The 13,824-nt window shown below is 66.8% G+C and carries 12 protein-coding genes; 10 read left to right on the top strand and 2 right to left on the bottom strand.

The annotated features are described in order from the left end of the window. Positions 1-25 precede the first annotated feature (25 nt). Positions 26-571 (bottom strand): isochorismatase family cysteine hydrolase, encoded by a 546-nt coding sequence (locus tag EPN51_RS24060; RefSeq protein ID WP_293047674.1) that lies wholly within the window; start codon positions 569-571, stop codon positions 26-28. 58 nt (positions 572-629) lie between these two features. On the opposite strand from EPN51_RS24060, the gene EPN51_RS24055 reads away from it, so the two are divergent. Further along, entirely contained in the window at positions 630-2,678 is a 2,049-nt protein-coding gene (locus tag EPN51_RS24055; protein ID WP_293047672.1) for an NAD(+) synthase, read from the top strand. A 16-nt stretch (positions 2,679-2,694) separates the two neighbouring features. Here the strand turns inward: EPN51_RS24055 and EPN51_RS24050 are convergent, their stop codons facing one another. Further along, the gene (locus EPN51_RS24050; protein ID WP_293047670.1) at positions 2,695-3,573 is read right to left on the bottom strand and encodes a ribokinase; all 879 of its coding nucleotides are present in this window, start codon (positions 3,571-3,573) and stop codon (positions 2,695-2,697) included. A 155-nt stretch (positions 3,574-3,728) separates the two neighbouring features. Here EPN51_RS24050 and EPN51_RS24045 point away from each other — a divergent pair, with 155 nt between their 5' ends. From EPN51_RS24045 to octT, 9 genes are all read left to right on the top strand, one after another. Beyond that, positions 3,729-5,918, top strand: a complete 2,190-nt coding sequence (locus tag EPN51_RS24045; protein ID WP_293047668.1) for an adenylate/guanylate cyclase domain-containing protein — start codon at positions 3,729-3,731, stop codon at positions 5,916-5,918. After that, positions 5,918-7,321 (top strand): mechanosensitive ion channel family protein, encoded by a 1,404-nt coding sequence (locus EPN51_RS24040; protein WP_293047666.1) that lies wholly within the window; start codon positions 5,918-5,920, stop codon positions 7,319-7,321. The genes EPN51_RS24045 and EPN51_RS24040 overlap by 1 nt, the downstream gene beginning before the upstream one ends. A 213-nt stretch (positions 7,322-7,534) precedes the next feature. Beyond that, a complete protein-coding gene (locus EPN51_RS24035) occupies positions 7,535-8,818 on the top strand; it encodes a glutamate-5-semialdehyde dehydrogenase (protein ID WP_293047664.1) in 1,284 nt (427 codons plus the stop codon). A gap of 34 nt (positions 8,819-8,852) precedes the next feature. Beyond that, positions 8,853-9,728 (top strand): MoxR family ATPase, encoded by an 876-nt coding sequence (locus EPN51_RS24030; protein ID WP_067256418.1) that lies wholly within the window; start codon positions 8,853-8,855, stop codon positions 9,726-9,728. A 10-nt stretch (positions 9,729-9,738) separates the two neighbouring features. Next, complete coding sequence (locus EPN51_RS24025) at positions 9,739-11,187, top strand: VWA domain-containing protein (RefSeq protein WP_293047660.1); 1,449 nt, start codon at positions 9,739-9,741, stop codon at positions 11,185-11,187. A 137-nt stretch (positions 11,188-11,324) separates the two neighbouring features. After that, a complete protein-coding gene (nadD, locus tag EPN51_RS24020) occupies positions 11,325-11,993 on the top strand; it encodes a nicotinate-nucleotide adenylyltransferase (RefSeq protein ID WP_293047658.1) in 669 nt (222 codons plus the stop codon). Beyond that, entirely contained in the window at positions 11,990-12,385 is a 396-nt protein-coding gene (gene rsfS, locus EPN51_RS24015; protein WP_293047656.1) for a ribosome silencing factor, read from the top strand. The genes nadD and rsfS overlap by 4 nt, the downstream gene beginning before the upstream one ends. Then, positions 12,382-13,056, top strand: coding sequence for a glucosyl-3-phosphoglycerate phosphatase (gene gpgP, locus EPN51_RS24010; protein ID WP_293047654.1), 675 nt, complete (start codon positions 12,382-12,384; stop codon positions 13,054-13,056). The genes rsfS and gpgP overlap by 4 nt, the downstream gene beginning before the upstream one ends. Then, positions 13,046-13,789 carry a diglucosylglycerate octanoyltransferase gene (gene octT / locus EPN51_RS24005; protein ID WP_293047653.1) on the top strand — a complete coding sequence of 248 codons (744 nt, stop codon included), beginning with the start codon at positions 13,046-13,048 and terminating at the stop codon, positions 13,787-13,789. Before gpgP ends, octT begins: the two co-directional genes overlap by 11 nt. The last annotated feature ends 35 nt before the right edge of the window (positions 13,790-13,824 follow it).

Genomic DNA, 13,824 nt, shown 5'->3' with positions numbered 1-13,824 from the left:
GCGCGGGCCCTGAGGAGGAGGACGATCAAGCCGAGCCGAGGCAGGCCGCCGCGGTCGTGAGTTCGGCGGACATGTTCTGCTGCATCATCGTGCACGCCGCCGCGCCCAGGTCGGGGTCGATGTGGGCGACCGCATCCGTCGGGATCACGACGGGAAAGTGCCGCACGTAAGCGTCCAGGGCCGTGTAGAGGATGCACTGCTCGGTGACCTGGCCGGTGATGACCAACCGCTTGGTGTCCAGCCGGCCGAGCAGGTACGCCAGCGCCGTCGAATAGAAGGCACTGTGGCGGACCTTGGTCATCATGCGGCCGCCTTCCCGGGGCACGATCGGCTTCACCAGATCGGGCCGCGCGCCGTCGAGCGCCGAGCGGACGATTCCGGAGAACTCGGCGGTGAAATCGCCGTAGTTGTCGTTGACGTACACCAGGTCGACGTCGCCGGATTCACGTGCCCGCCGGACCAAATCGGTCAAAGGCTCGATCATCTTCTCGACATTGGGTATTAGATCTTGAGCATCGGGATGTTGATATGCATTCATCATGTCGACCACCAGGACAGCAGTGTCGCTCATCGGTCGGGGATACCCGGCGGTGAGGAGTTGACACCATCGAGGCGACAATGGAAGGGCGATGGACTTTTACAACGCTTACAGCCAGGGCTTTGCCCGCGTCGCCGCGTGCACGCACCACACCGTCATCGGTGACCCGGCCGCGAATGCCGAGTCGGTCTTGCGGCTGGCCCGCGCGTGCCACGACGACGGCGTAGCGCTGGCCGTGTTCCCGGAACTGACGTTGTCCGGGTATTCCATCGAAGACATCGTCTTGCAAGACGTGTTGCTCGACGACGTCGAGAGGGCCATCGCGGACATCGTCGCGTCCTCGGCCGAGTTGTTGCCGGTTTTGGTGGTCGGCGCCCCGGTCCGCCACCGGCACCGCATCTACAACGCCGCCGTGGTCATCCATCGCGGCGTGGTACTCGGGGTGGCGCCAAAGTCGTACCTGCCCACCTATCGCGAGTTCTACGAGCGCCGCCAAATCGCGCCGGGAGACGACGAGCGCGGCACCATCCGCCTCAGGGGCGTCGACGTCGAGGTGCCTTTCGGCCCCGATCTGCTGTTCGCCGCCTCCGACCTGCCCGGCTTCGTGCTGCACGTGGAGATCTGCGAGGACATGTTCGTGCCGATTCCACCCAGCTCGGAAGCCGCGTTGGCGGGTGCGACGGTGCTGGCCAACCTGTCCGGTAGCCCGATCACGATCGGCCGCGCCGAGGACCGCTGCCTGCTGGCCCGTTCGGCGTCGTCGCGCTGCCTGGCCGCCTACGTCTATTCCGCTGCCGGCGAAGGCGAGTCGACGACCGACCTGGCCTGGGACGGTCAGACCATGGTGTTCGAGAACGGTGTGCTGCTGGCGCAGTCCGAGCGCTTCCCCAAAGGGGAGCGACGCAGCATCGCCGACATCGACATCGAATTACTTCGCGCGGAACGACTCCGGATGGGCACCTTCGACGACAACCGGCGCCACCACCGGACGACGGCGGAATCTTTCCGGCGCATCGAGTTCCGGCTGGATCCACCGGACGGCGACATCGGACTGCGGCGTGAGATCGAGCGCTTCCCCTTCGTTCCCGCGGACCCGCAACGGCTGGAGCAGGATTGCTTCGAGGGTTACAACATCCAGGTCGCCGGCCTCGAACAGCGTTTGCGCGCTTTGGATTATCCGAAGGTCGTCATCGGGATCTCCGGCGGACTGGACTCGACGCACGCATTGATCGTCGCCGCCCGCGCGATGGACCGCGAACAACGGCCGCGCGGCGACATTCTGGCGTTCACGCTGCCCGGCTTCGCGACCGGGGAGCGCACTAAGCGCAACGCGATCGAGCTGTGCCGAGCCCTGGGTGTGACGTTCTCCGAGATCGATATCCGTGAGACCGCGGCGCTGATGCTCAAGGAGATCGATCACCCCTTCGCGCGCGGCGAGAAGGTCTATGACGTCACCTTCGAAAACGTCCAGGCCGGTTTGCGCACCGACTACCTGTTCCGGCTGGCCAACCAGCGCGGCGGCATCGTGCTGGGCACCGGCGACCTTTCCGAACTGGGCCTGGGCTGGTCGACATACGGTGTCGGCGACCAGATGTCGCACTACAACGTCAATGGCGGCGTGCCCAAGACGCTGATTCAGCATTTGATCCGCTGGGTGATCTCATCGGAGCAGTTCGAGCCGGAGGTCAGCGACGTGCTGCAGTCGGTGCTCGACACCGAGATCACGCCGGAGCTGGTCCCCAGCGGCGAAGAGGAAGAGCTGCAGAGCAGCGAGGCGAAAGTGGGCCCGTTCGCGCTGCAGGACTTTTCCCTGTTCCACGTGTTGCGCTTTGGATTCCGGCCGTCGAAGATCGCGTTCCTTGCGTGGCATGCGTGGAGCGATCCCGAGCAGGGCAACTGGCCGCCGGGCTTTCCGGAAGGCAAGCGACCGTCATACTCGCTCAAGGAAATTCGGCACTGGTTGCAGGTGTTCGTGCAGCGATTCTATTCGTTCAGCCAGTTCAAACGCTCGGCCTTGCCCAATGGCCCCAAGGTGTCGCACGGGGGTGCGCTGTCGCCGCGGGGGGACTGGCGCGCCCCGTCCGATATGTCCGCGCGCATCTGGCTCGACGAGATCGAACGCGAAATCCCCGAAGACTAGCGTTCGGGCCGCGCGGCTAGGACTCGCTCCGGCGCGCCTTTTCGATCGCCGCGGCGTCCGGTGCGCAATCACCGGCGCCCGGAACCAGCGTCGCCAGCGCGCCCGCCGCGCAGGCGCGGTGCAGCGCGAGTCGACGCTGATCCGGCGAGCCGGGATTGGGTGGCCAGTTCGCCGCCAGCACGCCGGCGAACACGTCACCGGCCCCGGTGGTGTCCACCGCGTCGACCGCGGGGGAGGGCACGGAATACTCGCCGTCGACGCCAACGTAGCGGGCCCCGAGCGGACCCAGGGTAACCACCAAATGCATTGGACGCCAAAGCCATTCATTGGCTTCCTCCTCGTTGGTGATCACCACGTCGGCGGTGGCCGCCAGCTCGCCCAATGAGCGGGGATCCTGACCGGCCGGTGAGGCGTTCACGACGACGACCGCTCCGACCGAACGAGCCTGTTGCGCCGCTGCGATCGCGGTGTCGACCGGAATCTCTAGCTGGGTCAACATCACATCGCAGTTGGCGACCACACCGCGCGCGCGGTCGTCGGCCAGCGTGAAACGCCCATTGGCTCCCGGCGCGACCACGATGGTGTTCTCGGCGTTGGCATCGACGACGACGATGGCGGTGCCGCTCGGCCCGGGGATTTCGACGGCCCCGTCGAGCCCGACGCCGTTGGCCAGCAGGTGGGCACGCAACTGTCCGGCGGCGGCGTCGTCGCCGACCGCCCCGACGAACTGCACGCGCGCACCCGCACGCGCCGCCGCCACCGCCTGATTGCCGCCCTTGCCGCCGGGGGTCTGTGTCAATGACGACGCCAACACCGTTTCGCCGGGCCGCGGCAGGGCGTCCACGCCCAGCGACAGATCGATGTTCACGCTACCCACTACACAGACCCCGGCCATGCCGCCCGACGGTAGTCGCGCCGGGATGGCAATGCACACGCGGGCCACCAGCGTTTTCGATGTCCAATCGCATCACGGCAAACGCTCAATATCTCGGTGTCCGCGCGCTAGTCTGCTGCGTTAGGGGTGCTGGATCCCGGAAGAGGGGCAGGCAATTGACGACGAGCGAGCTAACCGATGCCGCACCCCACATCGATCCCGCCCCGGCTCACCAGTCCGCAAAGCGTACGCGCCCGCTGCGCAGCCGTTTCCGGTTCGGCATCCAATCCAAGATCCTGATCACCATGCTGCTGTCGAGCATCTTGGGCGTCGCGGTGATCGGTCTCATCGGAGCCGTGTCCGGCCGCACCGCGTTGCGGCAAGTCGAATCCGAGCGGTTGGTCGAGATGCGCGAGTCCCAGAAGCGGGCGGTGCAGGCACTGTTCAGGGAGATGACGAATTCGCTGATCGTGCTGAGCGACGGTTTCGGCATCAACGAAGCAACGGCGAACCTCACCGCCGGCTTTGCCCAATTGGCCAACGCGAACATCACTCCCGCCCAAGAGCGGTCTCTGGTCAATTACTACGAGAACGACATGATCAAACCGATCAAACAGGTCACCGGCAGCGCGATCGATCTCAAGGCCGTCATGCCGAGTTCCAACGCGCAGAAATACCTTCAGGCGTACTACACCGCGGCGCCCAGGCCGAGCCCTGACTCGCCGCCCGCCGAGGACGCCGGCGACGGCAGCGCCTGGTCGGCCGCCAATGCCCGCTTCGACTTTTTCATGCGCGGCATCGTCACCCGCTTCGATTACCGTGATGCGCTCCTGCTGGACATGCAGGGCAATGTGGTTTACAGCGTCATGAAGGGCCCAGATCTGGGGACCAACATTCTCACCGGTCCGTATCGCGGATCCAACCTGCGCGGTGCCTACGAAAAAGCCATGGCGTCCAACGATGTCGACTTCGTCTGGATCACCGACTTCCAGCAGTATCAGCCGCAACTCGACACCCCCACGGCGTGGGTGGTATCGCCGGTCGGCATGAACGGCAAATTCGAAGGGGTCATGGCCCTGCCGGTGCCGGTCGGGAAGATCAACGCGATCATGACCGCCAACAAACATTGGGACGCTGCGGGGATGGGACCGGCCACTGAGACCTACCTGGCGGGCCCGGACGACTTGATGCGTTCCGATTCAAGGGTATTCATCGAAGACCCGAAGCGATACCGGCACGAGGCCATCGAGGCCGGCACCCCGCCCGACGTTGTGGACCGGGCGCTTCGCCTGGGTGGCACCACGTTGGTGCAGCCGGTTCCGACGGCCGGTCTGCGCGCTGCCCAACGTGGGGAGAGCGGCGTCATCAGCGCCACCGATTACACGGGCAACAGAGAATTGGAAGCCTACGCGCCGTTGAACATACCCAACTCCGATCTGCACTGGTCGATCCTGGCCACTCGCGACAACTCCGATGCTTTTGCGCGGCTGGGCCGCTTCAGTAAGAACCTCGTCATTGCGGTCACGGCAATGATTTTCGCCATCTGCGTGGCCTCGATGTTCGTCGCTCAGGCGGCGGTACGCCCGGTCCGGCGCCTCGAGGAGGGCACCCGCAAGATCAGCTCCGGCGACTACGACATCAACATCCCGGTGGGGTCGCGCGACGAAATCAGCGATCTCACGGCCGCTTTCAATGAGATGAGCCGAAACCTGGCGATCAAGGAGGAGCTACTCAACGAGCAGCGCCGCGAGAACGACCGCCTGATGCTGGCGTTGATGCCCGAGTCGGTGCTGCAACGTTATCGCGAGGGCGAAGAAACCATCGCCCAGAAACATCAGGATGTCGCCATCGTCTACGCCGACATCGTCGGCCTCGACGAACTCTCCACCCAGATGCCGGAAGCCGAATTGGTCGGCACCGTCGACGAACTGTTCCGGCAGTTTGATTCGGCCGCCGAATCCCTTGGCGTCGAACGGATCCGCACGTTCCACAACGGGTATCTCGCCAGCTGCGGGGTCGTCACCCCCCGACTGGACAGCATTCACCGCGCCGTTGACTTCGCCCTCGAAATCGGCCGCATCATCGATCGGTTCAACAGCCAGGGCAGCCATCAGCTGGGCCTGCGCGTCGGCGTCAACACCGGCAACGTCGTCAGCGGCCTGGTGGGCCGCTCCAGCCTTGTCTATGACATGTGGGGCGGCGCAGTGAGTCTCGCCTACCAAATGCACAGCGGCTCGCCGCAGCCCGGCATCTATGTCAGCTCGCAGGTGTATGAGGCGATGCGCGACGTTCGGCAGTTCACTGCGGCGGGCACGATTTCGGTCGGCGGGACCGATCAGGCGATCTACCGGTTGCTGGAGCGCTGATGAACGTCTTCGGCTCGCCGTGGTTCTACTGGGCGGTTGGTATCGCGATCGGATTACCGATCGGGATGATCCTGCTCACCGAACTGCACGACGCGTTGCTGCGCCGGCAAAGCCCACTGGCCAGGCAGGTCGCGCTGCTGCGCAATTACCTGCTGCCGCTCGGTGCGCTGTTGCTGCTCCTGGTCCAGGCCTCGGGGATTCCGGCCGGCGACATACCGGTGCGAATCCTCACCACCGTGTTCGGCCTGCTGGTGGTGGTGCTGCTGCTGTCCGGGCTCAACGCGACCGTGTTCGAAGGCGCACCCGAAAAGAGCTGGCGCAAAAGGCTTCCCACTATCTTCATCGATGTCACCCGGATAGCGCTGATCTGCGTCGGCCTAGCGGTGATGTCGTCGTACATCTGGGGTGTGCGGATCGGCGGTGTGTTCACCGCGTTGGGTGTCACATCGGTCGTCATCGGTCTGATGCTGCAGAACTCCGTCGGCCAGATCGTCTCGGGCCTGTTCATGCTGTTCGAGCAGCCGTTCCGGATCGACGATTGGCTGGACACCGGCACCGCGCGCGGACGGGTCGTCGAGGTGAACTGGCGTGCCGTGCACATCGACACCGGCAGCGGAATCCGGATCATGCCGAACGCGGCGCTGGCCACCACCTCGTTCACCAATCTCAGCCGGCCCCCCGGGCCGCACAAAGTGGCGATAACGACGACCTTCTCGACTGCCGACGCGCCCGACCGGGTGTGCGCGATGTTGTCACGGGTGGCGCGTGCGCTGCCGCAGCTCAAGCCCGGCAGCGTGCCCCGTTCGGTGCCCGTGGGCGCCGGCGACTACCGCACGGCGATCGGGCTGGACTCGCCCGCTGACGCCGGCGCCGCGACGGCCACGTTCCTGCGGTGGGCCTGGTACGCGGCGCGACGGGAGGGTTTGCACCTCGACGACGCCGACGACGACTTCTCGACGGTCGGACGCGTGGAGCATGCGTTGCACACGGTGGTGGCACCGGCCCTGCGGCTCAGCACCGAAGAGCAGCGGTCGTTGCGCTCCTCGGCGCGGATCGTCCGGTACGGCGCCGACGAAATCGTGGAGGACGTCGGGCAGGTGCCCGCGGCGATGACGTTCTTGGTCGCCGGCCGGGTGCAACTCACCGCGACCGCCGTCGACGGGACGATCGTGCCGATCAGCACCCTGGCCGAGGGTGCATTTCTGGGGCTGACGGCGCTGACTCGCCAACCCAACCTGGCCAGCGCGTATGCGCTGGAAGAGGTCACCGCCCTGGAGATCGATCGAGAACACATCGAGCATCTGGTGATGCGTGCACCGATGCTGCTGCAGAACTTCGGCCACATACTCGAAGAGCGGCGCAGCAAGGTGCGCAATGCCCGGCGCGGCGAGCGGGTCGGCTAGCGGCGATCGCGAGCGCGGCGGAGCCGGGTGAAGCGGGTCGCCGCCAGCGGGGCTAGGGCGATCGCGAGCGCGGCGGAGCCGGGTGAAGCGGGTCGCCGCCAGCGGGGCTAGGGCGATCGCGAGCGCGGCGGAGCCGGGTGAAGCGGGTCGCCGCCAGCGTGGCTTGGAACGGGCCGCGTCACCCGGGCTTTTCCGGCCGGATACCCTGGTTCAATGAGTCTGCAGGCACCATTCCGCAGCGGAGCGGCCCAACAGGGGGAGCCTGACTTGCGCCGGGAGGTGCACGACGCCGCCCGCCGCGCCCGGGTCGCATCCCGTGTGCTGGCGTTGTTGCCGACAGTCGCCAAAGACCAGGCGCTTCGGTCGGCGGCCGAAGCGATTGCCGCCCACGGCGAATTGATCCTGTCGGCCAACGCCGAAGACGTCGAGGCCGCCCGGGCCGCCGGCACTCCGACGGCGATGCTTGACCGATTGGCGTTGGACACCAAGCGCATTGAGGGTATCGCCGCCGGCCTGCGCCAGGTCGCCGGGCTCCCCGACCCGGTCGGGGAGGTGTTGCGCGGCTACACGTTGCCGAACGGACTGCAGCTGCGGCAGCAGCGCGTTCCGCTCGGCGTCGTGGGAATGATCTACGAGGGCCGGCCCAACGTGACCGTCGACGCGTTCGGTTTGGCGCTCAAGTCCGGCAACGCCGTGCTGTTGCGCGGCAGCTCATCGGCGACGCGGTCCAACCAGGCGCTGGTCCAGGTGTTGCGGGCCTCGCTGGTCAGCGAGGACCTGCCCGCCGACGCGGTTCAGCTGCTTTCCGCGGACGACCGCGCCACGGTGACGCATCTGGTCCAGGCCCGCGGCCTGGTCGACGTGGTGATTCCGCGCGGTGGGGCCAACCTGATCAACGCGGTCGTCCGCGATGCGCGGGTGCCCACCATCGAGACCGGGGTCGGCAACTGTCACGTGTACGTGCACGACGGTGCCGATTTGGACGTGGCGGAGCGGGTCCTGCTGAATTCCAAGACGCGTCGGCCCAGCGTCTGCAACGCCGCCGAGACCCTGCTCGTCGACGCCACGATCGCCGACGTGGCACTGCCGCGGTTGGTGAGCGCCCTGGAAAACGCCGGCGTGACGGTGCACGGTGGTTTTTCCCAGGACGCGCGCGAGGACGACTTGCGGCGCGAGTACTTGTCGATGGACATCGCGGTGGCGGTGGTCGACGGTATCGACGCCGCGATCGCCCACATCAACGAATACGGCACCGGCCACACCGAGGCCATCGTGACAACCAATATGGCTGCGGCGCAACGGTTTACCGACGGTGTCGACGCGGCCGCGGTGATGGTGAACGCGTCCACGGCCTTCACCGACGGGGAGCAGTTCGGTTTCGGCGCCGAAATCGGCATCTCCACCCAGAAGTTGCATGCCCGCGGTCCCATGGGACTACCCGAATTGACCTCGACCAAATGGATTGCGTGGGGCGACGGACAGACACGTCCGGCCTGATACCCCGTTCAAAAGTGTTTTAGGAGAACCGATTGTGAGTGTGCCCGCCCGGTCAAAGCCGCTGTTCGAGGACATCGACGACGTCTCGCGGCGGTTGGCCGAGACCGGCTACCTGCCCGACACCGCCACCGCGACGGCCGTGTTCCTGGCCGACCGGCTGGGCAAGCCGTTGTTGGTGGAAGGCCCTGCCGGGGTGGGCAAGACCGAATTGGCGCGTGCCGTCGCCCAGGCGACCGGGTCGGGCCTGGTCCGCCTGCAGTGCTACGAGGGGGTGGACGAGGCTCGCGCGCTCTACGAGTGGAACCACGCCAAGCAGATCTTGCGCATCCAGGCCGGATCGGGGGACTGGGATCAGACCAAAGATGACGTGTTCAGTGAGGAATTCCTGCTGCAGCGTCCGCTGCTGACCGCCATCCGGCGCACCGAGCCCACGGTGCTGCTCATCGACGAAACCGACAAGGCCGACATCGAGATCGAGGGCCTGCTGCTGGAGGTGTTGTCGGACTTCGCGGTGACGGTCCCCGAACTGGGCACGATCACCGCCGAGCGCACACCGCTGGTGGTGCTGACCTCCAACGCCACCCGCGAACTGTCCGAGGCGCTCAAGCGTCGCTGCCTGTTCCTGCACATCGACTTTCCCAGTCCCGACCTGGAACGCCGCATCCTGTTGTCGCGGGTCCCCGAGCTGCCCGCACATCTGGCCGAGGAGCTCGTGCGCATCATCGGCGTGCTGCGCGGCATGCAACTCAAGAAAGTCCCGTCCATCGCCGAGACCATCGACTGGGGCCGCACGCTGCTCGCGCTGGGCCTGGACACCATCGACGACGCCGTCGTCGCCGCCACGCTGGGCGTGGTCCTCAAACATCAATCCGACCAGCAGCGCGCAACCGGCGAGCTCCGGCTGAACTAGGAAGACCGCCATGGCCGCCCGCCGCATCCGACCCTCCCGGCCGCTCGCCCCGCACGGGCTGCCCGGTCACCTGGTCGGCTTTGTGGAAGCGCTTCGCGGGGCGGGGATTTCGGTCGGCCCGTCGGAGACGGTGGATGCCGGCCGGGTGATGGCCACCCTCGGCCTGAGTGACCGCGAGGTACTGCGCGAGGGCGTCGCCTGCGCGGTGCTGCGCCGGTCGGATCACCGTGAGACGTATGACGCCATGTTCGACCTGTGGTTCCCGGCGGCGCTGGGCGCCCGCGCGGTGGTCACCGGCGACGAGGCCGACGGCCCGCAAGACGACAACGCGTTGCCGCCCGACGACGTCGAGGCGATGCGCCAGATGCTGCTGGATCTGCTGGCCGAAAACCCTGATCTCGCCGACATGGACGAGCGCCTGGTCGCGATGATCGCCAGGATCGTCGAGGCCTACGGAAAATACAGTTCCAGCCGTGGCCCGTCCTTCTCGTCCTATCAGGCGCTCAAGGCGATGGCGCTGGACGAACTCGAGGGCAAACTGCTGGCGGGGCTGCTCGCCACGTACGGTGACGAGCCCACTCCCACCCAGGAGGAGATCGCCAAAGCGCTTGCCGCACAGCGGATCACCCAGTTACGCAAGATGGTCGACGCCGAGACCAAGCGGCGCACCGCGGAGCAGCTGGGCCGCGATCACGTCCAGATGTACGGCATTCCACAGCTTTCCGAGAACGTTGAATTCCTGCGCGCCTCCGGTGAGCAGCTGCGCCAGATGCGCCGAGTGGTGGCGCCGCTGGCCCGAACACTGGCGACCCGGCTGGCCGCCCGCCGACGACGCACCCGGGCCGGGACGATCGATCTCCGCAAGACGCTGCGCAAGTCGATGTCCACCGGCGGCGTGCCGATCGACGTGGTGCTGGCCAAGCCGCGCCCGGCGCGGCCGGAACTGGTGGTGCTGTGCGACGTCTCCGGCTCGGTCGCCGGGTTCAGTCATTTCACCCTGCTGTTGGTACATGCTCTGCGCCAACAGTTCTCGCGCGTTCGTGTGTTCGCGTTCATCGACACCACCGACGAAGTGACTCACATGTTCGGCCCGGAAGCTGACCTCGCCGTGGCCATCCAGCGGATCACCCGGGAGTCGGGCGTCTACAGTCGCGATGGCCATTCCGACTACGGCAACGCGTTTGCGTCGTTCGTGCAGGCGTTCCCCAACGTGCTCTCCCCGCGCACCTCACTGCTGGTGCTGGGGGATGGTCGCACCAACTACCGCAATCCGGAGATCGAGCTGCTGTCCCACATGGTGACCGCCAGCCGGCACGCGCACTGGCTGAATCCCGAGCCCAAGCATCTGTGGGGCAGCGGCGACTCGGCGGTGCCGCGCTATCAAGATGTCATCGCGATGCACGAATGCCGGTCCGCCAAGCAGTTGGCCGCGGTGATCGACCAGCTGCTGCCGGTGTGACACCGGTTCCCGCGAGCGTGCGTGTTGGTCCGCCGACACGCGGCACTGACCGTGCGACTACGCACGCTCGCGCGGACGCACGCCGGCGCGACCTGGGTAATCGGCCCTGATCGCCGCCTCAAGTAAGCTGGCACATCGTGCAAACGCAGCTTCGCAGGTTAGGGGTGATGGGCGGGACGTTCGACCCCATCCATTACGGCCACCTGGTTGCCGCCAGTGAGGTCGCCGACCTGTTCGACCTCGACCAAGTCGTGTTCGTACCCAGCGGTCAGCCCTGGCAGAAGGATCGGCACGTCTCCGCCGCCGAGGACCGGTATCTGATGACGGTGATCGCCACGGCGTCCAATCCCCGTTTCTCGGTCAGCCGGGTCGACATCGACCGCGCCGGCCCCACCTACACCAAGGACACGCTGCGCGACCTGCACGCCCTCAACCCGGATTCCGAGCTGTACTTCATCACCGGTGCGGACGCGCTGGCCTCCATCCTGTCGTGGCAGGGCTGGGAGACGCTGTTCGAGCTGGCGCACTTTATCGGGGTCAGCCGGCCCGGCTACGAGCTGCGGCGCGAACACATCACCGGCCTGCTCGGTGAGCTGCCCGACGACGCGCTGACCCTCGTCGAGATACCGGCACTGGCGATCTCGTCGACCGATTGTCGCCGGCGCGCGGCGGGGCGCCGGCCGCTGTGGTACCTGATGCCCGACGGCGTCGTGCAGTATGTCTCCAAGCGCCGGCTCTACCGCGGCGACGCGGGACCGGCGGTGGCCGTGAACGAAACAAGCCTGACCCCAGGGGATCACCCGTGAGCGCCACACCGGAAGCCGTCGACATGGCGACGGTGGCCGCCGGCGCCGCCGCCTCCAAGCTCGCCGACGACGTCGTCGTCATCGACGTCTCCGCCCAGCTCGCCATCACCGACTGCTTCGTGATCGCCTCGGCGTCCAACGAGCGACAGGTCAATGCCATCGTCGACGAGGTCGAGGAGAAAATGCGCAAGGCAGGCTACAAACCCGCGCGCCGCGAGGGCACCCGCGAAGGGCGCTGGACGCTGCTGGACTACCGCGACATCGTCGTTCACATTCAGCACCAGGATGACCGCGACTTCTATGCCCTGGACCGGCTGTGGAGTGACTGCCCGGTGGTGCCGGTGGACCTTGACGAGGACGGCGTGCACTCTGAAGACTCGAGCACGCAATGAAGATTCGTCGCCTGATCATGTTGCGGCACGGGCAAACCGAGTTCAATGCCGGCAGCCGGATGCAGGGCCAGCTCGATTCCGAGCTCAGCGAACTCGGGCGGGCACAGGCGATCGCGGCCGCCGAGGTGCTGGGCAAGGTGCAGCCCTTGCTGATCGTGTCGTCGGATCTGCATCGCGCCTACGACACGGCGCTCAGGCTGGGGGAGCGGACCGGCCTGGCGGTCCGGGTGGATCAGCGGCTGCGGGAGACCCATCTCGGCGACTGGCAGGGATTGACCCACACCGAGGTCGACGCGCAGGCCCCCGGCGCGCGGCTGGCCTGGCGCGAAGACGCCACCTGGGCCCCGCACGGCGGCGAAAGCAGGGTGGACGTCGCGGCCCGCAGCGTGCCGTTGGTTGCCGAATTGGTGTCCGGCGAGCGGGAATGGGGTGATCCCCACGGGCCGGATCGTCCGGTGGTGCTGGTGGCCCACGGGGGCCTGATCGCCGCGCTCTCGGCCGCGTTGCTGAAGCTCCCGGTCGGCAACTGGCCGATTTTGGGCGGCATGGGCAACGCCAGCTGGGTACAGCTCTCCGGCCATTCCGGCGATGACGGCGACGAATTCGAGAGCATCCGCTGGCGGCTGGATGTGTGGAACGCCTCGGCACAGGTGTCCAACGATGTCCTCTGAGCGGCGGCCCAGGTCCACACTGCTGATTTTTGCCGACTCGCTGGCCTACTACGGGCCAACCGGGGGACTGCCCGCCGACGATCCCCGAATCTGGCCGAACATCGTTGCTGCCCAGCTAGATTGGGATGTGGAGCTGATCGGCCGCATCGGATGGACGTGCCGCGACGTCTGGTGGGCGGCGACCCAGGACCCGCGGGCCTGGGCGGCGCTACCGCGGGCGGGCGCCGTCATCTTCGCAACCGGCGGCATGGATTCACTGCCGTCGGTGCTGCCCACCGCGCTGCGCGAGCTGATCCGTTACGTGCGGCCGCCTCGGTTGCGGCGCTGGGTCCGCGACGGCTACGGATGGCTGCAGCCCAGGCTCTCCCCGGTGGCCAGGCCAGCCCTGCCTCCGCACCTGAGTGTGGACTATCTCGAACAGACCCGTGGCGCAATCGATTTCAACCGTCCCGGCATCCCGATCGTGGCGTCGCTGCCGTCGGTGCACATCGCCGACACCTACGCCCGCGCCCACCACGGCCGGGCGGGGACCGTGGCCGCGATCACCGAATGGGCGCAAGGCCACGATGTACCCCTGGTTGATCTCAAAGCCGCTGTCGCAGAACACATCATGAACGGCCGGGGAAACCCCGACGGGATTCACTGGAATTTCGAGGCCCACCAGGCGGTCGCGGAGCTGATGCTCAAGGCGCTCGCCGAAGCGGGCGTGCCGACCGGTAAGCCCGTCTCGTGACCCGCGACGTCGACGATGCAGAGCGAAGCGATGAG

Source organism: Mycobacterium sp. (assembly GCF_004298145.1).
Lineage (GTDB): Bacteria > Actinomycetota > Actinomycetes > Mycobacteriales > Mycobacteriaceae > Mycobacterium.
The sequence above is the reverse complement of the archived record's forward strand: the minus strand, read 5'-3'. Positions and strand labels throughout refer to the sequence as shown.